General features: G+C 70.1%; 17 protein-coding genes and 1 pseudogene. 11 read left to right on the plus strand and 7 right to left on the minus strand.

The window, feature by feature from the left end:
- Nucleotides 1-53 precede the first annotated feature (53 nt).
- Nucleotides 54-1,235: a zinc-dependent alcohol dehydrogenase gene (locus OED52_RS20120; RefSeq protein ID WP_264152577.1), complete on the plus strand. Its 1,182-nt coding sequence runs from the start codon at nucleotides 54-56 to the stop codon at nucleotides 1,233-1,235.
- A gap of 48 nt (nucleotides 1,236-1,283) precedes the next feature.
- Here OED52_RS20120 and OED52_RS20125 read toward each other — a convergent pair whose 3' ends face one another.
- Entirely contained in the window at nucleotides 1,284-1,811 is a 528-nt protein-coding gene (locus tag OED52_RS20125) for an Hsp20/alpha crystallin family protein (protein ID WP_264152578.1), read from the minus strand.
- Nucleotides 1,812-1,956: 145 nt separating this feature from the next.
- Here OED52_RS20125 and OED52_RS20130 point away from each other — a divergent pair, with 145 nt between their 5' ends.
- From OED52_RS20130 to OED52_RS20140, 3 genes and pseudogenes are all read left to right on the plus strand, one after another.
- Complete coding sequence (locus tag OED52_RS20130; protein WP_264152579.1) at nucleotides 1,957-2,283, plus strand: MerR family transcriptional regulator; 327 nt, start codon at nucleotides 1,957-1,959, stop codon at nucleotides 2,281-2,283.
- A gap of 616 nt (nucleotides 2,284-2,899) precedes the next feature.
- Nucleotides 2,900-4,367: pseudogene (locus tag OED52_RS20135) on the plus strand (aminotransferase class I/II-fold pyridoxal phosphate-dependent enzyme).
- Between the two features lie 70 nt (nucleotides 4,368-4,437).
- On the plus strand, nucleotides 4,438-5,334 hold the full coding sequence (locus OED52_RS20140) for an AAA family ATPase (RefSeq protein WP_264152580.1): 897 nt from the start codon (nucleotides 4,438-4,440) through the stop codon (nucleotides 5,332-5,334).
- Between the two features lie 24 nt (nucleotides 5,335-5,358).
- On the opposite strand, the gene OED52_RS20145 is transcribed toward OED52_RS20140, so the two are convergent.
- From OED52_RS20145 to OED52_RS20165, 5 genes are read right to left on the minus strand one after another with little or no spacing between them, the layout of a single operon-like run.
- Nucleotides 5,359-5,820, minus strand: a complete 462-nt coding sequence (locus OED52_RS20145; RefSeq protein WP_264152581.1) for an OsmC family protein — start codon at nucleotides 5,818-5,820, stop codon at nucleotides 5,359-5,361.
- Nucleotides 5,817-7,154, minus strand: a complete 1,338-nt coding sequence (locus OED52_RS20150; protein ID WP_264154785.1) for an LLM class flavin-dependent oxidoreductase — start codon at nucleotides 7,152-7,154, stop codon at nucleotides 5,817-5,819. The genes OED52_RS20145 and OED52_RS20150 overlap by 4 nt, the downstream gene beginning before the upstream one ends.
- 50 nt (nucleotides 7,155-7,204) lie before the next feature.
- On the minus strand, nucleotides 7,205-8,284 hold the full coding sequence (locus tag OED52_RS20155; protein WP_264152582.1) for an NrtA/SsuA/CpmA family ABC transporter substrate-binding protein: 1,080 nt from the start codon (nucleotides 8,282-8,284) through the stop codon (nucleotides 7,205-7,207).
- A 45-nt stretch (nucleotides 8,285-8,329) separates the two neighbouring features.
- Complete coding sequence (locus OED52_RS20160; protein WP_264152583.1) at nucleotides 8,330-9,082, minus strand: ABC transporter ATP-binding protein; 753 nt, start codon at nucleotides 9,080-9,082, stop codon at nucleotides 8,330-8,332.
- Nucleotides 9,079-9,918 (minus strand): ABC transporter permease, encoded by an 840-nt coding sequence (locus OED52_RS20165; protein WP_264152584.1) that lies wholly within the window; start codon nucleotides 9,916-9,918, stop codon nucleotides 9,079-9,081. The genes OED52_RS20160 and OED52_RS20165 overlap by 4 nt, the downstream gene beginning before the upstream one ends.
- A gap of 218 nt (nucleotides 9,919-10,136) precedes the next feature.
- Between OED52_RS20165 and OED52_RS20170 the strand changes: the two genes are divergently transcribed.
- The 7 genes from OED52_RS20170 to OED52_RS20200 all read left to right on the plus strand — a co-directional run bounded on the left by OED52_RS20170 (nucleotide 10,137) and on the right by OED52_RS20200 (nucleotide 17,874).
- On the plus strand, nucleotides 10,137-10,769 hold the full coding sequence (locus OED52_RS20170; RefSeq protein ID WP_264152585.1) for a GntR family transcriptional regulator: 633 nt from the start codon (nucleotides 10,137-10,139) through the stop codon (nucleotides 10,767-10,769).
- Between the two features lie 73 nt (nucleotides 10,770-10,842).
- Nucleotides 10,843-11,985, plus strand: coding sequence for a vWA domain-containing protein (locus OED52_RS20175; RefSeq protein WP_264152586.1), 1,143 nt, complete (start codon nucleotides 10,843-10,845; stop codon nucleotides 11,983-11,985).
- Nucleotides 11,978-13,120 carry an XdhC family protein gene (locus tag OED52_RS20180; protein ID WP_264152587.1) on the plus strand — a complete coding sequence of 381 codons (1,143 nt, stop codon included), beginning with the start codon at nucleotides 11,978-11,980 and terminating at the stop codon, nucleotides 13,118-13,120. Before OED52_RS20175 ends, OED52_RS20180 begins: the two co-directional genes overlap by 8 nt.
- Nucleotides 13,121-13,236: 116 nt before the next feature.
- A complete protein-coding gene (locus OED52_RS20185; RefSeq protein WP_264152588.1) occupies nucleotides 13,237-13,731 on the plus strand; it encodes a (2Fe-2S)-binding protein in 495 nt (164 codons plus the stop codon).
- On the plus strand, nucleotides 13,728-16,136 hold the full coding sequence (locus OED52_RS20190; RefSeq protein WP_264152589.1) for a xanthine dehydrogenase family protein molybdopterin-binding subunit: 2,409 nt from the start codon (nucleotides 13,728-13,730) through the stop codon (nucleotides 16,134-16,136). Before OED52_RS20185 ends, OED52_RS20190 begins: the two co-directional genes overlap by 4 nt.
- On the plus strand, nucleotides 16,133-16,996 hold the full coding sequence (locus OED52_RS20195) for an FAD binding domain-containing protein (protein ID WP_264152590.1): 864 nt from the start codon (nucleotides 16,133-16,135) through the stop codon (nucleotides 16,994-16,996). The genes OED52_RS20190 and OED52_RS20195 overlap by 4 nt, the downstream gene beginning before the upstream one ends.
- Before the next feature lie 38 nt (nucleotides 16,997-17,034).
- Nucleotides 17,035-17,874 carry an SRPBCC family protein gene (locus tag OED52_RS20200; protein ID WP_264152591.1) on the plus strand — a complete coding sequence of 280 codons (840 nt, stop codon included), beginning with the start codon at nucleotides 17,035-17,037 and terminating at the stop codon, nucleotides 17,872-17,874.
- A 71-nt stretch (nucleotides 17,875-17,945) separates the two neighbouring features.
- Here OED52_RS20200 and OED52_RS20205 read toward each other — a convergent pair whose 3' ends face one another.
- The gene (locus OED52_RS20205) at nucleotides 17,946-18,860 is read right to left on the minus strand and encodes a LysR family transcriptional regulator (RefSeq protein ID WP_264152592.1); all 915 of its coding nucleotides are present in this window, start codon (nucleotides 18,858-18,860) and stop codon (nucleotides 17,946-17,948) included.
- Nucleotide 18,861 lies beyond the last annotated feature (1 nt).

An 18,861-nucleotide genomic window follows, 5' to 3' on the forward strand; every position in this document is an offset into this window, starting at 1 on the left:
GGCACCGGGGTAGGCACCCGCAGGACGCATTCCCGACGAGCCGAGGAGCGACGATGAAGGCAGTGACATGGCAGGGCAAGCGGTCGGTGAGCGTCGAGACGGTGCCCGACCCGCGGATCGAAGATCCCGGTGACGCGATCGTCCGCATCACCAGCACCAACATCTGCGGATCGGATCTGCACCTGTACGAGGTGCTCGGCCCCTTCATGGCCCCCGGCGACATCCTCGGCCACGAACCCATGGGCATCGTCGAGGAGGTCGGCCCCGAGGTCACCCGGCTGAAGCCCGGGGACCGTGTCGTCATCCCCTTCCAGGTGTGCTGCGGGCAGTGCTTCATGTGCGAGCACGGCCTGCACTCGCAGTGCGAGACCACGCAGGTCCGTGAGCAGGGCACCGGAGCCGCGTTGTTCGGCTACTCCGAGCTGTACGGCAGTGTCCCCGGCGGGCAGGCCGAGTACCTGCGCGTCCCGCACGCGGACGCCACCCACATCAAGGTTCCCGACGGCCCCGCCGACGACCGCTTCGTCTATCTGTCCGACGTGCTGCCCACCGCGTGGCAGGGCGTCGAGTACGCCGAGATCCCCGAGGGCGGAAGCGTCACCGTGCTCGGCCTCGGACCGATCGGTGAGATGGCGGCACGCATCGCCGCGCACCGCGGTGCCCGCGTCATCGGTGTCGATCTGGTGCCGGAGCGCCTCGCACGCGCGGCGTCCCGCGGCATCGAGGTGGTCGATCTGCGCGACGTCGACGACCGTCCCGGCGACGCGATCCGGGAACTCACCGCCGGCCGCGGCACCGATTCGGTGATCGACGCGGTGGGCATGGAAGCGCACGGCTCCCCCGGCGCGAAACTCGCCCAGACCGCCGCGGGCCTGCTGCCGTCGGCGATCTCCGAGAAGGTCATCGAGAAGGCCGGAGTCGACCGGCTTCACGCCCTCTACACCGCCTTCGACGTCGTGCGGCGCGGCGGCACCGTGTCGCTCAGCGGCGTGTACGGCGGTGCGGCGGATCCGATTCCGATGCTCACCCTGTTCGACAAGCAGCTGAGCCTGCGCATGGGTCAGGCCAACGTGTTGCGCTGGGTACCGGAGATTCTGCCCCTGCTCACCGACGAGGATCCGCTGGGCGTGGACACCTTCGCGACACACCGCCTGCCGCTCGACGAGGCGCCGCACGCCTACGAGATCTTCCAGAAGAAGCAGGACGGCGCCATCAAGATCACGTTGCGGCCCTGAGGCCGGTCACGGGAAGGGTCCGGGGCACGCCCCGGACCCTGTCCGTCGTCAGCGTCCTGCCGTGGCGAGCCGTTGGCCGTCCTCGGACGCCTTGCCGGCGGATTCCTTCATCGCCTCGTGCATCGGTTCGGCCGCCGCGCTCTCGATCGCGCTCTGCGATTCTTCGAGGGCGTGGTCGTGATCGGCGTCGATCACGGTGATCTTGCGCGGCTTGGCCTTGTCGGCGATCGGGATGGTCAGGCGCAGCACACCGTTTCGGTAGTGGGCCTCGATCCGGTCGGTGTCGAGGGCGTCACCGAGGAAGAGCCGGCGGGTGAACATGCCCCGCGGCCTCTCGGCCGAGATGTACTCGCGGTCCCGGTCGAGTTCCGGACGCTCGGCGCGCACGGTGAGGACGTTGCGTTCGACGTCGAGTTCGATCGATCGGGCGTCGACACCGGGAAGATCGAATTCCGCGATGAAGCGGTCGTCTTCGCGCCATGCGTCGAGGGGCATCACGGCGGGTCTGGTCATCGTGCCGAGTACCTGCTGAGTGATGCGATCGAGATCGCGGAACGGGTCGGTGCGCATCAACATGGATTGTCACCTCCGACTGTCCGGCCGTCAGGAACGGCCACTCGCTTTTCAATTATCTGTGCCAATTGACACAGATTTATTATGGCCTCGTTCTACAATGTGGTCAAGAACCGATGGAACCGGACGAGGACGAGCGAGGAGAACGATGACGCAGGATCCCACCCCGCGGTCCCAGCGCGGCGTGTACGGGATCTCGGTGGCCGCGGAGCTGTCCGGCCTCGACCCGCAGACCCTGCGCCTGTACGAACGCCGGGGCCTGCTGAATCCTGCACGCACCGCCGGTGGAACCCGACGGTACAGCGATCACGACCTGCAGACGGTGCAGCACATCGTCGAACTGGTCTCGTCCGGCATCAACATCGCCGGGGTCGCGCGCATCCTCGAACTCGAGGCGGCCAATGCCGCGTTGCGGGCCGACATCGAGCGTCTGCGCGCCGCCCTGGGGAACGGATCCGACGCACCACCACGGTGACGCGAATGTCCGTTCCGTGCAGATGCTTGAAAAATCTGAATCATGCGATATAGGAATACTGAGTCCGGTCCACGCGGATCGGGATAGTATCGATAACACACCTCACAGGTGCCGAGGAATGCGTCGCAGCAGGCGGCGCACCGAAAAGCAGTAAGGGGTGACATCCGTGCGCAGAGCGCAACACGACTCTCCCACCCGGGAACAGGCGCGGGTCGAGGAAGAGAACCTGTCGAATCAGATTGCGGACGAACCGATCCGGTGGCCCGATCCCAGCCCGCTCGAGGACTGGTGGGCCCGGGTCATGGCGAAATCCATTCCCTGATCCGGTTTCTCCGATCCGTCATGTTCCCGTCCACTTCCGACTCCGTTTCGACGAGGTAGAGGCGCACGATGCCACACCGAGATCTGCTGGCCGGAAACCGGTGGGTCTTCCGTTGCGAACACTGTGATCACAGCTATCGCGCTCCGGCGCAGAACCGGCTGCACGCCGAGCTCTACGCCCATGTGAACGGCTGGGCAACCGAACCCCGGACATTGTGTCCGGGCTGTGCCACGCTGTTCGTCCACGAGGATCGTCCGGGAGTGCATCCACCCGCGAGCGGGTACGGTGACGTGCATGGACCACTCGCACGCACCGATAGTCGATGCGCGGGCGGACTATCACCGAACTGACCGATACGGATTCACCCCGCCCCGGCCACCGCCAGGGCCGCGGGACCGATCCGCGCGTCGTCGACGTCCTCGGAGCCGATCCGTTCCGCTCCGACCTGCTGGCGAACTCGGGTGTGGACGACCGGCTCGCCCGGGGCGGATATCTGGCCGACGCCGAGGAGCTCATGGCCGACGCCGTGGGATCCGATCAGGCATTCGTCTCGACTTGCGGAAGTTCGCTGTCGGTCAAGGCCGCGATGATGGCAGTGGCCGGGCACCACCCCGGTGGGCTGCTGCTCGGCCGCGACTCCCACAAGTCCGTCGTCGCCGGCCTGATGTTCAGCGGCATCACCCCGCGCTGGGTGCCACCACGCTGGGACGCCGGGATGCACTTCTCCCATCCGCCCTCCCCCGCCGAGATCCGGGAGGGCTGGGAGCGGCATCCCGACGCGGCCGGGGCGCTGGTGGTCAGCCCCAGTCCCTACGGCACCTGCACCGACATCGCCGGGATCGCGCAGGTGTGCCACGAACGCGGCAAACCGCTCATCGTGGACGAGGCCTGGGGTGCGCACCTCCCCTTCCACGAGGACCTGCCGACCTGGGCGATGGACGCCGGGGCCGACATCTGCGTGGTCAGCGTCCACAAGATGGGGCACGGCTTCGAACAGGGCTCGGTGCTGCACCGGCAGGGCGACCTCGTGGACGGTGCCCACCTGTCGTCGTGCGCGGACCTGCTGATGACCACCAGTCCCAACGTGATGATCTACGCCGCCCTGGACGGCTGGCGCCGCCAGATGGTCGAACAGGGCCACGAGCTCATCGGCCGGGCGCTGGATCTGGTCCGGCGCACCCGGGAGCGTATCGCCGGGATCGCCGGGCTCACCGTGCTCGAGGATCGGCTGCTGGGCAAGGAGGCCTCGCACGATCTCGACCGGCTGCAGGTCCTCCTCGACGTCACGGAGACCGGCGCCTCGGGCTACCAGTGCGCCGACTGGTTGCGGGAGGAATGCTCCGTGGACGTCGGAATGGCGGACCACCGGCGCATTCTGGCGACCTTCTCGACCGCCGACGACGAGGACACGGCCGCACGTCTCGTCCGTGCGCTGACCGCGCTGTCCCGTGCCGCACCGGATTTCACCCCTCCCCCGAATATCGACCTGCCGGCACCCGCCGATCTCGAACTCGAGTCCGTGATGTCCCCGGCGGACGCCTTCTTCGCGCCCACGGAGACGGTCCCGACCACCCGGGCGGAGGGCCGTATCTCTGCCGAGCAGCTCACGCCCTATCCACCCGGCATCCCGGCGATGATCCCGGGGGAACGACTCGACCGGGAGGTGCTCGACTATCTCGCGAGCGGCCGCGGGGCTGGAATGGCGATCCCCGATGCCACGGATCCGTCACTGGAGACCGTACGGGTGGTCGCGGAACGGTGAGCGCGACACCCAGGGAACCGGATCGGTGTGGTCACCCGCCTGGCGGGGTCCGAGCATCTACTCTCGCCTCATGGCAGGCGACGCGACGACCGTGCGTTCCCCCGGGGAACTAGCGGCTGCACTGGAATCCACCGGGTATCTGGCCGACGAGGGGCTCGCCACCGTGGCCTTCCTCGCGCTCCGGATGGGGCGCCCGTTGTTCTGCGAGGGCGAACCCGGCACCGGGAAGACCTCGCTCGCCGCGGCCCTCGCGCAGGCCCTGGACCTGCCGATGGTGCGGTTGCAGTGCCACGAGGGGATCGACGCGTCGCAGGCGCTCTACGACTGGGACTTCCCGCGCCAGCTGCTCCACCTGCGCACCCTCGAGGCCGCGAGCGGGGGTGAGCTCGACGCCGACGCCGCCGAGCGGTCCCTGTACACCGAGCGGTATCTCCTCGTCCGCCCACTGCTGCGGGCGCTCACCGAGTCACCGTGCGTGCTGCTCGTCGACGAGATCGACCGCGCCGACGACGAGTTCGAGGCGTTCCTGTTGCAACTGCTCGACGAGAACACGGTGACGGTGCCGGAGCTGGGTGAGATCCGCGCCGCCACACCACCTCTGGTGGTGCTCACGTCCAATCGCACCCGGGAGGTCCACGACGCGCTCAAGCGCCGCTGCCTCTACCACTGGGTCGACCATCCCGGGCTCGACCGGGAGATCGCGATCCTCCGGCGGCGCCTGCCCGATCTCGACACCGGCCTGGCCGGGCAGGTCGCCCGGGCGGTGCGGGTACTGCGGGAGCAGGAACTGCTCAAACCACCGGGTATCGCCGAATCCCTCGACTGGGCACGGGCATTGCGCGCCCTCGACCGCGACGTCCTCGACGCGGCCACCGCCGCGGCGACCCTCGGTGCGGTCCTCAAGTACCGGGAGGACATCGACCGGGTCACCCGCGCCGGGCTGGAGAAACTGGTCGCGGTGGGGTGACGGGCGCCACCCCACCGCGGGGCGTCATTCCGTGAAGGTGCGCCCGTTGATCGTCAGTTCGATACCGCTCCCCCGCCGGATCGTGTTGTAGATCGGGCAGGCGGCGACGAACTTGCGGCCGAGCGCGAAGGCGTCCTCGTACTCGACGCCGGACACCTCGATCTCGAGCACCGTGCGGTCGTACCGGGTGGGATCGACCGTGCCCCGGGTGTGGGCGGCCCGCGCGACGATCCCGTCGACGGGCAGCCCGTCCTGCTCCGCGTTGTGCTCGAAGTTGGCCATCGCGCAGGAGGTCAGGGCGGCGAGCAGCAGTTCACCGGCGTGCACCGCTTCCCGGCCGGCGAGCCGGGAGTCGGTGACGAAGTGGTTGCTGCGCGCGCTGACGACGAACCGTCCGGTCTCGGTGGTGACGGTGCCGGTCACCACCGCGTCGTGCTCCGCCTCGAGACGGCCCGCGGGAAGGTCGACCCGCTCGGGGGCGCTCATGCCCGAGCCCCGGAGCGACGCTTCCACTCCCCTGCCGCGGGGCGGGCCAGACCGAGATTCTCACGCAGGGTCGTGCCCTCGTACTCGGTGCGGAAGATGCCGCGCTTCTGCAGCTGCGGGACGACCTGCCGGGTGAAGGTCTCGAAACCACCCGGCTGGTAGGGCACCTGGAGGGTGAAGCCGTCCGCGGCGCCGTCCTCGAACCAGTCCTGCAGGCCGTCGGCGACCTCGTCCGCCGTGCCGATGAAGTTGCCCTCGTAGCGGCCGCCGTACTGCTTGCCCAGCTCGCGCAGAGTCAGTCCTTCGCGTTCGGTGATCTCCCGGACCTCGTGGTAGTGCCCGGCCACACCCGGAACCTCGACCTCGGGGAGCCGCTCGTCGAGCGGGAAGGTCGACAGGTCGACGTCGAGATGGTAGGCGAGCGTGGACAATCCGCCGATGGGCGGCACCAGCTCGAAGATCTCCTCGGCGAGTTCCTTCGCACGGGCGGTGGTGGACCCGACCACCGGGGTGATCGACGGGAGGATCTTGATCTCCTCAGGAGCGCGGCCGAACGTCGCGGCGCGTTCCTTGATCTCGGTGTAGAACGCCTGCGCCGACTCCTTCGAGGCGTGGCTGCAGAAGATCACGTCCGACCAGCGGGCCGCGAAGTCCTTGCCCTTGGAGGACGCCCCGGCCTGGATGAGCACCGGGTAACCCTGCGGCGGGCGGGGCACGTTGAGCGGGCCCTGCACCGAGAAGTAGTGACCCTCGTGATCGATGCGGTGGACCTTCTCGGGATCGGCGAAGAGGGGCTGCTCGGCGTCGAGCACCAGCGCGTCGTCGTCCCAGCTGTCCCAGAGCTTGCCGGTGACCTGGAGGAACTCGTGGGCGCGCTCGTAGCGGGTGGACCGGTCGAACTGCTGGTCGAGGTTGAAGTTGCGGGCCTCGGACTCCTGGAAGGAGGTCACGATGTTCCACGCCGCACGTCCCGCGGACAGATGGTCGAGGCTGGCGAAGGTGCGCGCGATGTTGAACGGCTGGGTGTAGGTGGTGGTGACCGTCGCCGCGAGCCCGAGGTGGCGGGTCACCGCCGCCATCGACGCGATGACCGGCAGCGGGTCCACGCGCAGCGATCCCAGCGCGCCGTAGCGCAGCTGCGAGTCGGTGCTCCCGCCGAAACGGTCGGGGACCGAGAGGATGTCGGGGAAAAAGGCGAGATCGAACCGCCCGTCCTCGAGGGTGCGCGCGATGTTCTGGTAGTAGCCGGCGTCGAGCCAGCCGGGCACCGAATCGGCCATGCGCCACCCGCCGGGACGACCCGGTCCCGCGGTGATGAACGCGGCGAGATGCATCTTCCTGCTCACGAATACTCCTGACTTGCTGTGTGCCGGAACGGATCCGGTCAGGCCTGCGCCAGTTCGGCGGACACGGCGGAACGGACGGGCTCGAAACGGCTGTCGGACAGCCAGGTCCGCACGTCGACCGTCTCCGGGTACACGCCCAGCGCGTGGAAGTTGTCGGCGAGGTCCTGGGTGCCCTCGATCGCGTCGGTATCCACGGCGGTGAATTCACCTGCACCCGAGTAGGACAGGCGGCGGTCGACGACGAGGTCGCGGTAGACCTCCTTCTCGAGCTGCGAGTCGCCGAAGCCGCCGAGCGCGGCGAACTCCTCGACCGCGACGTCGGGCTGTGCCTCGATCCAGCGCTGCGCGTCGCGCACGTTGCGGGCGAGCTTCGCGGCGATCTCGGGGTGCTCGAAGGCGAACTTCTCGCTGGCGACGAAGAACGCGTAGTCGTAGGTCTGCACGTCGGGGAGGGTGTCGGCGTCGTGCTTGCGGCGGGCCAGCTCGATGGTGGGCTGCCAGTTGATCCACGCGTCGACCTTGCCCTGCGCGAAGGCGGCCTCGGCGTCGGCGGCGGTGAGATTGCTGTACTCGATGTCGTCGAGGGTCAGGCCCGCGCTCTCGAGGTACTTCACGAGGCTGTAGGTGCCGGTGGTGCCCTGCTGGTCGGCGACGCGGCGGCCCTTCAGGTCCGCGGCGCTGCGGATGTCGGAGCCCTTGGGCACGAGGATGTCGACCTCGTTGCGCGGCAGCGGGTAGGCGACGAGCGGGACGAACGGCACGTTGCCGCCGATGCCGTAGATCACGGCGGTGGCGGTCGCGAAGGAGAAGTCGATGCTGCCGGCCTTGATGGCCTCCATGACCGGGAGGGAGGCGGTGAAGCCGGACTGGAAGTTCACCGGCACACCGAGATCCGCGGAGACGTCGAAGCCACCGAGGTTGTGGGAGAGCACGGCGCCGGGCTCCGCCTTGCCGTCACCGATGAGCGCGTAGCGGACCTCGGAGAGCTCACCGTCGTTCGCCGAGTCGCCGGAGCCGCACGCGGTGAGGGCACCGAGCCCGGCCAGGCCGAGCGCGCCGATGCCCGCGGCACGCAGGAACCCGCGGCGGTCGAGGACGGGACGGGGCAGAGCGTTCATGTGGGGGAGAACCTTTCGAGGTCGATCGGGATGGAGCGGCGGGGATCAGGAGCCGGTGGCGGCGTGGACGGCGCGGTCGGCCTCGAGCAGGCCGTCGAGCAGTTCCTCCTTCCACGCGGCGAGCTGGGCGTCACCGCGGTGACGTGGACGGCTCTGGGGGACGCGGAGATCCCGGGTGATGCCCTGCGGGGTGAGCAGCAGGACGCGGTCGGCGAGGACGAGGGCCTCCTCGACGTCGTGGGTGACGAGCAGGACGGTGCGAGGATGCTCGGCGAGCACGCCTTCGAGCAGCTGCTGCATCGTGACGCGGGTGATGGCGTCGAGGGCGCCGAAGGGCTCGTCGAGCAGCAGGATGTCGGGGCGGTGCAGCAGTGCGCGGGCGAGCGCGACGCGCTGGCGCTGACCGCCGGACAGTTCTGCGGGCCAGGCCTTCTCGCGGCCGGCGAGCCCGACCTGGGCGAGCAGCTCGGCGGCCTTGTCGCGCTGTCCCTTCGTGCCGAGCTGGACGTTGTCGAGCACCGACTTCCACGGTAGGAGCCGGTCCTCCTGGAACATCATCCGGGCGGTGGGGCCGCCGGCGGGGACGTCGCCGATGGGGGTCATGGTGCCGGAGGTGGGTTCCTCGAGTCCGGCGAGGATGCGCAGCAGGGTGGACTTGCCGACGCCGCTGGGGCCGAGGATCGCGACGAAGTCGCCGGGGTCGATGGTCAGGTCGAGATCGCGCAGGACCTGGTTGTCGCCGTAGCGGCGGCCGATGGAGGACAGTTCCAGGCCGACGAGGCCGCGGGTGGTGGTCATCGATCGCCCTTCCGGTAGTTCGGGTTCCAGCGCAGGACGCGGGCCTCGATGAAGCGGGTGATCTGGTCGGCGAGCAGGCCGGCACCGGCGTAGAGGACGATCGCGAGCACGATGCGTTCGTTGCGGAGCATCTCGCGGCCGTTCTGCGCGAGGTAGCCGATGCCCTCGCGGGTGGCGATCGTCTCGGCGACGACGAGGGTCAGCCAGGCGACGCCGAGGGCGTAGCGGATGCCGGTGAGGATCATCGGCATGGCTCCGGGGACGATCACCTCGCGGATCAGCTGACCGCGGCTGAGTCCGTAGGAGCGCCCGAGCTGGATGAGCTTCTCGTCGACGGTGCGGATGCCGCTGACGGTGTTGAGGTAGACGGGGAAGATCACGCCCAGGGTCACGAGCAGGACCTTGGGGAGTTCACCGATTCCGAAGGCCGCGATGAGCAGCGGCACGAGGGCGAGGTGGGGCAGTGCGCGCACCATCTGGAGGGTGCGGTCGAACAGGCCCTCGGCGATGCGGGACAGGCCGACGGCGAAACCGAACGCCAGGCCGATGGCGGAACCGATCACGAATCCGATCGCGATCCGGCGCAGGCTCACGAGGATGTGCGACTGGAGTTCGCCGGTGGACCACAGCGAACGCGCGGCGTCGACGACGTTCGTGGGCGGCGGCAGGATCGACGCGGGGATGACACCGGTGCTCGACGCCCACTGCCACCCGACGACGACCAGCACGGGCACGACCCAGGGCAGCAGCGTCGTCCAGTGCGGGGCGCGCAGGCGGCCGAGGCCGCGGCCGGTGGCCGGGACGGCGGGGGCTACGGAGACGGTGGCGTCGCTCATCGCAGGATCCCGCGGGCGGGCCGAGCGGTGTGGTCGGTCATGGGTTCTCCCTGTCGGTGAAACGGTCGCGAAGCACGCTACGACTCGCGCACGCAGATGTCGTCGTTTGTATACAGATGGATTCAAAATATGTACAACGCGGGTACCCCGTGGTAGTTCTGATCGGATACCGCCCGGATCGGAAGCGGACACCAGAGCGACGACGGGGAGGCCTCCGGATGGAACGTGCAGCCACGAATCCCTATCTCGAGCTGCGCAGACGCATCCTGGACGGGGTCTACTCGCCGGGCGATCTGCTCGTCCCCGCGACCGTCGGCGAGCAACTCGGGGTCTCCCGCACCCCCATCCGCGAGGCCCTGATCCGACTCGAGATCGAAGGTCTCGTGACGAAAGTCTCACGCGGATTCCAGATCCTCCGGCGCACCCCCGAGGAGATCCTCGACATCTGCGAGGCCCGCATCGCCCTCGAATCGGCGGTCGCCCGCTCGGCCGCACAGCGCCGCACCGAACTCGACCTCGCCCGCCTCCGGCGGAGCCTCGACGAGGCCCGCGAGGAGACGGACCCGGACGTCCGGCTGCGCCGGCACGCCGAGTGGCACGTCGCCCTGCGGCTCGCCGCCCACAACCCCACCATCACCGAACTGATGGAACTGCTCGACACCCGGCTGCACGTCCACGACGGCAGCGCCTCACGCGCCCCGTCGAACCTCGATCTCATCGAGGGCGAGCACGAGGACATCTATCAGGCCGTCGCCGAAGGGGACGGCGACCGCGCCCGGGAACTGATGGTCGCGCACCAGAGCCGCACCCGGGACATTCGCATCGCCGAGATGGCGGCGAAGAACGGCTGAGCACCTCCGATCCGTCCCCAGCGCGACCGGCGGGCAGTACCGTCAGCGAACGGACCCGGTGACAGGAGGGCGGATGACGGGCACACGGACGTCGGACGACCGGCAGGCGCCGGCCTCCGGCACGATCGTGGGCCTCGTCGGGTTCGGCCGCGCGCTCGCCGAGGCCGGCCTGTCCGTCCCCCTCGACGCGACCACCACCTATCTCGACGCCCTCCGCCACCTCGACGTCGCCGACCCGGCCCAGGTGTACTGGGCGGGCCGCGCCGTCCTGTGCCGCGCGCCCGACGACATCGACCGCTACGACGCGGCGTTCGTCCACTGGTTCGGCGGCACCCTGCCGACGGCCTCCCACCGGCAGGGGCGACGCACCCGCACCGCCCGCATCGCGGCGCTCACCCGCACCGGCGACCCGGCGGACGGCTCCGGGGACGACTCGCCGCACCTGCAGGTCGCCGCGGACGACACCGATCTGCTGCGCCGCCGCGACATCGCCGAACTCACCGCCGCCGAACGCGCGCATCTCGGTGAGATGCTGACCCTGCTGCGGCCCCGCCCTCCCCGCCGCCCGGCGTTGCGCTCACGGCCGTCGCGGCGCGGGCCCGTCGACCCGTCCCGCACCCTGCGCGACATGCTCGCCGCCGGGGGAGAACCCGTGCGGCCCCGGCGGCACCACCGCGCGACCCGGCCCCGCCGGGTGGTGCTGCTCGTCGACGTCTCCGGATCGATGACCCCCTACGCGGACGCACTGCTGCGCTTCGCGCACGTCGTCACCCGCGCGGCCCCGGCGTCGACCGAGACGTTCTCCGTCGGCACCCGGCTGACCCGGTTGTCGCGAGCCCTGCGCGCCCGCGACCCGGAACTCGCGCTCGCCGCGGCCGCGCGGGCGGTGCCCGACTGGGCGGGCGGCACCCGGCTCGGTGACACCCTGCGCGCCTTCCTGGACCGCTGGGGCCGGCGTGGCCTCGCCCGCGGCGCGGTCGTCGTGATCTTCTCCGACGGCTGGGAACGCGGCGACGCGACGCTGCTCGGCGAGCAGATGGCGCAGCTGCGGCGCCTCGCCCACCGGGTCCTGTGGGTGAACCCGCACGCGGGTGGGGAGGGATACGAACCGATCCAGTCGGGTATCTCGAAGGCCCTGCCGCACATCGATCGTCTGCTCGCAGGACACAGTCTCGCAACCCTGGAGGAACTGCTCGAGGAGGTTCATCGTGCGTGAGGTTCTCGACGAACTGGACCGTCGATGGAGGGCGGGGGAGACCGTCGCACTCGGCACCGTGGTGTCGACCTTCCGGTCGGCACCACGCGGCCCGGGCGCGTCGATGCTCGTCGCGCAGGACGGCACCGTCACCGGCAGCGTCTCCGGCGGCTGCGTCGAGGGCGACGTCTACGAACTCGCCCGCGCCGTCATCGAGGACGGCGCCCCGGTGCTGCAGCGCTACGGGGTGTCCGACGACGACGCCTTCTCCGTCGGACTCACCTGCGGCGGCATCATCGACGTGTTCGTCGAACGCATCGACCCGCAGGGCTTCCCGCAATTCGGCGCCCTCGTGGACTCGGTGCGCGACGGGGAGCCCGTCGCGCTCGCGACCGTCACCGAACATCCCGATCCGGTGGTGCGCGGACGCCGGGTGCTCGTGTGGCGGGACCGCGACGAGGGGCGGCTGGCGTCGGCGCGGATGCACGACGCCGTCGTCGACGACGCCCGCGGCCTGCTCGAGGCCGGCCGCTCCGGCACCCTCCACTACGGCACCGACGGGCAGCGGCGCGGCGAGGGAATGTCGGTCTTCGTCAACGTCTTCCAGCCGCCGCCACGCATGATCGTGTTCGGGGCGATCGACTTCGCCTCGGCGATGGCCCGTCTCGGCTCGTTCCTCGGCTACACGGTGACGGTGTGCGACGCGCGCGGTGTGTTCGCCACCGAGGCCCGTTTCCCCGGCGCCGACGAGGTGGTCGTGCAGTGGCCGCACCGCTATCTCGCCGCCGAGGCCGAGGCGGGGCGCGTGGACAAGCGGACGGTCATCACCGTGCTCACCCACGACCCGAAGTTCGACGTGCCGCTGCTGGAGGTCGCGTTGCGGCTCGACGTCGCCTATGTCGGGGCGATGGGGTCGCGGCGCACCCACGAGGACCGGATGGCGCGGTTGCGGGAGACGGGCCTGACCGACACCGAGCTCGAGCGGCTCTCGTCGCCGATCGGGCTGGACCTCGGTGCCCGCACCCCCGAGGAGACCGCGGTGTCCATCGCGGCGGAGATCATCGCGCTGCGCTGGGGTGGGGGCGGTGGCCGTCTCGCGGAGACCGCCGGGCCGATCCATCGGCACGAGGAACCCGCCGTCGGGCACCGGCAGTAGCGGTCGCCGCCCTGGCCCGGACGGGATTTCCCGATTCGGGTCCTTTTCGTGCGCTACATAACGCAGAGTGTCAGTGATCTGTATCACCGCGATACGTGAAGGTATCTGGAGGCTCGATGCGCATCACTGTCACCGTCGACGGCACGCAGTACACGGACGACGTGGAACCCCGGCTGCTCCTCGTGCACTACCTGCGGGAAAGACTCGGCAAGGTGGGCACGGTGGTCGGCTGCGACACCAGCAACTGCGGCGCCTGCACCGTCCTGCTCGACGAGCGCAGCGTCAAGTCGTGCTCGGTGCTCGCAGTGCAGGCCGACGGCCGGTCCGTCACCACCGTCGAAGGACTCGACGCGAACGGGAGCCTGCATCCCGTCCAGGAGGCCTTCCGGGAGAAGCACGCGCTGCAGTGCGGCTTCTGCACCCCGGGGATGATCATGTCGACCATCGACCTGCTCTCCGAGAACCCCGACCCCACCGACGAGGAGGTGCGGCACGGACTCGAGGGAAATCTGTGCCGCTGCACCGGTTACCAGAACATCGTCGCCGCCGCCCGCGACGCCGCGCAGCGGCTGCGTGAACGCCCGGCCACCACCCGGGAGGTAGGACGATGACGAGCACCGCCGACCCGGAGACCACCGTGACCGACCCCGAACCGGAACTCGGGCGGGCCCGGCGCCGCAAGGAGGACGAACACCTCATCACCGGGCGCACCCGCTGGACCGACAACATCGTGCTGCCCGGCATGCTGCACGCGGCGATCCTGCGCAGTCCCGTCGCGCACGCCCGCATCACCGGTATCGACGTCTCCGAGGCCCGCACCCGGCCCGGCGTCGTCGCCGTCTACACCGGCGCCGACCTCGCCCAGGAGCAGGGCAGCCTGCCGTGCGCGTGGCCGATCACCGAGGACATGTTGACGCCGGACGCGCCGGCCCTCGCGGTCGACACGGTCCGGTTCGCCGGTGAGGCCGTCGCCGTGGTCGTCGCCCGCAGCGCCTACGAGGCCCACGACGCCCTCGACGCCATCGACGTCGACTACGAGGACCTGCCGGTCGTCCTCGACCTCGAGGCCGCGGTCCGGGGCGGCGACCTCGTCCATCCCGATCTCGGCACCAACGTCAGCGCCACCTGGGTGTTCGACTCCGCCGAGGCGGGCAGCGGCGGGAAGGTGGACGACGCGATCCGCGACGCGGAGATCGTCCTCGAGCGCACCTTCCGGCAGCAGCGGCTCATCCCCGCCTTCATGGAACCGCGTTCGGTGGTCGTCGACCCCACCGCACCGCAGATCACCATGTGGTCGGCCACGCAGGTCCCGCACGTGCTGAAGCTGATGCTGGCGATGACCCTGGGCATCCCGGAGCACAAGCTGCGGGTGATCGCCCCGGACGTGGGCGGCGGGTTCGGCGGCAAGCTGCAGGTGACCCCGGAGGAGGTGCTCACCCTTCTCGTCGCGCGGCGCCTGCACAAGCCCGTCAAGTACACCGAGACGCGCAGCGAGTCGATGCTCGCGGCGCACCACGGCCGCGACCAGGTCCAGAAACTCACCCTCGCGGCGCGCCGGGACGGCACCGTCACCGGCCTGAAGGTCGAACTGCTCGCCGATATGGGCGCCTATCTGCGGCTCGTCACCCCGGGTGTGCCGATCCTCGGGGCGTTCATGTTCAACGGCATCTACAAGTTCGACGCCTACCGGTTCGAGTGCACCAACGTGTTCACCAACAAGGTGCCCACCGACGCCTACCGCGGTGCCGGGCGCCCCGAGGCGACCTTCGCGATCGAACGGCTGATGGACGAACTCGCCGTCGAACTGTCGATGGACCCCGTCGAGATCCGGGAGAAGAACTGGATCCGCCACGAGGAGTTCCCCTTCGACACCGTCGCCGGACTGACCTACGACTCCGGCAACTACGAGGCTGCCACGGCCAAGGCGCGAGAGTTGTTCGACTACGACGCATTACGGCGCGAACAGGCCGAGCGACGCGCACGCAAGGACCCGGTGCAGCTCGGCATCGGGGTCTCGACGTTCACGGAGATGTGCGGTCTCGCTCCGTCGCGGGTGCTCGGTTCGCTGTCCTACGGTGCCGGCGGCTGGGAGCACGCGGCGATCCGCATGCTTCCGACCGGCAAGGTCGAGGTGGTCACCGGTTCGTCCGCGCACGGGCAGGGGCACGAGACGGCGTGGAGTCAGATCGTCGCCGACCGTCTCGGAATCCCGTTCGAGGACATCGAGGTTCTCCACGGCGACACCCAGACCGCGCCGCGCGGACTCGATACCTACGGCTCCCGGTCGCTCGCCGTCGGTGGTGTCGCCGTCGTCAAGGCCGCGGAGAAGGTGGTGGCCAAGGCCCGGCCCATCGCCGCGCACCTGCTCGAATGTTCCGAGGACGACCTCGATTTCGAGTCCGGGCAATTCCGCGTGAAGGGCACCGCGAAGTCGGTGGCCCTGACCGACGTGGCGCTCGCGGTGTTCGCGGCCCACGACCTGCCCGAAGGTGTGGAACCGAATCTGGACTCCGACGCGACCTACGATCCCGACAACTTCTCGTTCCCGCACGGCACGCACCTGTGCGCCATCGAGGTCGACACCGAGACCGGGCACGCCCGCATCCGGAAGTACGTGTGCGTGGACGACATCGGGCACGTCGTCAACCCGCTGATCGTGGAGGGACAGGTGCACGGTGGTCTCGCGCAGGGTATCGCGCAGGCCCTCTACGAGGAGGCGGTGCACGACGAGTCGGGCACGCTGCTCAGTTCGTCGTTCGCCGAGTACCTGCTGCCCACCGCGGTGGACCTGCCGCCCTTCGTCACCGACCGCACCTCCACCCCGGCTCCGGGTAATCCGCTGGGGGTCAAGGGCGTCGGGGAGGCCGGGACCATCGCGTCGACACCGGCGGTGGTCAATGCGGTGCTCGACGCGGTGCGGCAGTTCGGGGTCACCGACATCGAGATGCCCTGCACGCCCATGCGGATCTGGCACGCGATTCGAGACGCGCAGACGAGGCAAGGAGGAGCGGCATGATTCCCGCACCGTTCGACTACATCGCCCCCACCACCGTCGACGAGGCGGTCGCCGCCCTGCACGAGGCGGGGGAGGACGCCAAGGTCGTCGCCGGCGGCCAGAGCCTCATGCCGGTGCTGCGGCTGCGGATGGCCGCACCGAGCGTGCTCGTCGACCTCGGCCGCATCCCCGAGCTGCGCGGCATCCGCGACGACGGCGACGCCCTCGTCATCGGTGCCACCACCACCCACCACGACGTGCTGCACGACCCGCTCGTCGCGGAGCACGCCCGGCTGCTGGCCGAGGCCACCGCGACGGTCGCCGACCCGCAGATCCGGCACCGCGGCACCTTCGGCGGGTCGCTCGTGCACGCCGACCCGGCCGGTGATCTCGCCGCTCCTGCAGTGGCTCTCGGCGCGAGCTTCACGGTGGCGGGACCGTCCGGCCGCCGCACCCTCGGCACCGACGAGTTCTTCCAGGACTACTTCACCACCGCCCTGGAACCCGACGAGCTGCTCGTGGAGGTGCGCGTGCCCAAGCACACCGGCTGGGCGGCGCGATACGAGAAGTTCCACCGTGCGGCGCAGCAGTGGTCCATCGTGGGTGTCGCCGCGACCCTCGAGGTCACCGGGGGCACCGTCGCGCAGGCCCGGGTGGCGCTGACCAACATGGCGGCGGTGCCGGTGCGGGCACGCAGTGTGGAGGAGTCGCTCGTCGGCCGGCCCGCGACCGCCGAGACGATCCGGGAGGCCGCCGAGCACGCCGCGGAGGGCACCTCCCCGATGACCGACGGCAACGCCGACGCCGAGTATCGGAGCCATCTCGCGCGGGTACTCACCCGGCGGGCGGTGACCACGGCCGCCGGGGTCGGGTCCGCCTAGGCATCCCGTCCCGGAACCACTCGTTCGGAAAGGTCCACATGCAACTCGAACACACACTGTCCGTTCCCGCGCCGATCGACGAGGTCTGGGCGGCACTGCTGAATCCGGAGAAGGTCGCGCCCTGCATGCCGGGGGCGACGCTCACCGGCGTCGACGGCGACACCTTCACCGGCACCGTGAAGGTGAAGCTCGGGCCGGTCGCGCTCACCTTCAAGGGCAAGGGCGTCTACGTCGAGAAGGACGAGACGGTCCGGAAGGCGGTCATCCAGGCCGACGCGAAGGACACGCGCGGCAACGGCACGGTGAGCGCGACGATCACGGTCGGGCTCACCGGCCACGGCGACCGCACCGACGGCACCGTGAACACCGACATGAAGATCACCGGCAAGCCCGCCCAGTTCGGGCGGGGCATGATCTCCGACGTCGGCGGGAAGATCCTCGAGCAGTTCGCGGACTGCCTGTCGAAGAAGCTGGGTCCGGCCGCCGAGCCCGGGGGGAAGGCCGTGCCGGAGACGGCGGCCGCGAAGGCCACCGCCGAGGCGGCCGAGTCGCAGCCCAACGAATCGGTGGCGCCGAGCCCACCCCTGCCCGGCAGCGGCCCCGAGGAGCAGCCCGCGGGCATCGGTGGGCTCTCCAGCGACGAGGACGCCGGGAAGGAGGAGGCAGCCACGCCCCGCCCCAACGAGTCCGTGCCTCCGAGCCCATCCGTCGCCGCGGCGGCACCCGAGGCGGCGCCGGTGCAGCAACCCGAGGCCGAGCCGCTCGACCTCATGCAGTACGCCGGGGGATCGGTGGCCAAGCGGGTGGTGCCGGTCGCGGTGATCGCAGCGCTCGTCGTCGTCCTCGCCGTGATCCTCCAGCGACGCTCGGGACGCTGACACCCTCGTCCTCCCACACCGATACTGCGGCCCGGTTCGATTGCGAACCGGGCCGCAGTTCTCATCGGGGGTCAGGCCGTGGCGTGCACCGGGGTGATCGGGTCGATCCGGGAGCGCAGCCAGATGTGCGCCGGGTCGGTGTCGCGTTCAGCGTGCCAGACGGCGAACTGCCGCAACGGCGGCAGCGGGAAGGTGGGTTCGAGGATGCGCAGGGACGCGACGTCGGCGATGTGACGCGCCATCCGCTCTGGCAGCAGGGTGACCAGGGAGGTGTTCTGCAGCGCGTAGGGCAGCACGGCGACATTGCCGGTGGTGGCGCCGGTGCGGGTGACGATACCGGCCCGCAGCAGCGCGCGGGCCGGGTTGGTCTCGTCCGCGTACTGGACGTAGGACAGCAGCGGATACCGGGCCAGGACCTCGCGGGTGAGGTCGGTGCCGGGATACGGATGCCCCGACCACACCGCGCCCACGAACCGGTCGGACAGCACCGGGCGTCGTCGGCAGGTCGCGAATTGCGGTGCCTCCAGGAGATGTTCGGGGAGGACGGCGAGATCGACCTCGAAGCGGTGGAACGCCTCGAGTCCGGCCGCGCTGAGCGGCCGCAGGTCGTAGCGGATGTTGGCGGGAGTGCCGCCGCGCACCAGCATGCGCAGCAGCGACACCTCGGCGTAGTCGCCCGTCAGCAGGGTGAAGGTGCGGGTGTCGGTGGCGGGGTCGAAGTCCGGGGACGCGAGCACCGACTGTTCGAGCGTCCGCAGCGCCGCCCGCAGCGGTTCGACGAGTGCCTGCGCCCGCGCGGTCGGCCGTAGGGTGCGGCCGCTCTTGACCAGCAACGGATCGCCGAGTTGCTTGCGCAGCCGCGCGAGGGCCGTGCTGGTCGCCGGCTGGGACATGTTCAGACGCCGGGCGGCGCGGGTGACGTTGCGTTCGGAGAGCAGGACGTCGAGGACGACGAGCAGGTTCAGATCGACCCGTCGTAGATCCATT

The organism is Rhodococcus sp. Z13 (assembly GCF_025837095.1).
GTDB lineage: Bacteria > Actinomycetota > Actinomycetes > Mycobacteriales > Mycobacteriaceae > Rhodococcus > Rhodococcus sacchari.

Coding starts and splice junctions, on each gene's coding strand:
- OED52_RS20125 (WP_264152578.1), bottom strand. CDS start 1,811: ATGTTGATGCGCACCGACCCGTTCCGCGATCTCGATCGCATCACTCAG.
- OED52_RS20150 (WP_264154785.1), bottom strand. CDS start 7,154: ATGCATCTCGCCGCGTTCATCACCGCGGGACCGGGTCGTCCCGGCGGG.
- OED52_RS20165 (WP_264152584.1), bottom strand. CDS start 9,918: ATGAGCGACGCCACCGTCTCCGTAGCCCCCGCCGTCCCGGCCACCGGC.
- OED52_RS20140 (WP_264152580.1), top strand. CDS start 4,438: ATGGCAGGCGACGCGACGACCGTGCGTTCCCCCGGGGAACTAGCGGCT.
- OED52_RS20120 (WP_264152577.1), top strand. CDS start 54: ATGAAGGCAGTGACATGGCAGGGCAAGCGGTCGGTGAGCGTCGAGACG.
- OED52_RS20175 (WP_264152586.1), top strand. CDS start 10,843: ATGACGGGCACACGGACGTCGGACGACCGGCAGGCGCCGGCCTCCGGC.
- OED52_RS20130 (WP_264152579.1), top strand. CDS start 1,957: ATGACGCAGGATCCCACCCCGCGGTCCCAGCGCGGCGTGTACGGGATC.
- OED52_RS20190 (WP_264152589.1), top strand. CDS start 13,728: ATGACGAGCACCGCCGACCCGGAGACCACCGTGACCGACCCCGAACCG.
- OED52_RS20195 (WP_264152590.1), top strand. CDS start 16,133: ATGATTCCCGCACCGTTCGACTACATCGCCCCCACCACCGTCGACGAG.
- OED52_RS20155 (WP_264152582.1), bottom strand. CDS start 8,284: ATGAACGCTCTGCCCCGTCCCGTCCTCGACCGCCGCGGGTTCCTGCGT.
- OED52_RS20205 (WP_264152592.1), bottom strand. CDS start 18,860: ATGGATCTACGACGGGTCGATCTGAACCTGCTCGTCGTCCTCGACGTC.
- OED52_RS20185 (WP_264152588.1), top strand. CDS start 13,237: ATGCGCATCACTGTCACCGTCGACGGCACGCAGTACACGGACGACGTG.
- OED52_RS20160 (WP_264152583.1), bottom strand. CDS start 9,082: ATGACCACCACCCGCGGCCTCGTCGGCCTGGAACTGTCCTCCATCGGC.
- OED52_RS20145 (WP_264152581.1), bottom strand. CDS start 5,820: ATGAGCGCCCCCGAGCGGGTCGACCTTCCCGCGGGCCGTCTCGAGGCG.
- OED52_RS20200 (WP_264152591.1), top strand. CDS start 17,035: ATGCAACTCGAACACACACTGTCCGTTCCCGCGCCGATCGACGAGGTC.
- OED52_RS20170 (WP_264152585.1), top strand. CDS start 10,137: ATGGAACGTGCAGCCACGAATCCCTATCTCGAGCTGCGCAGACGCATC.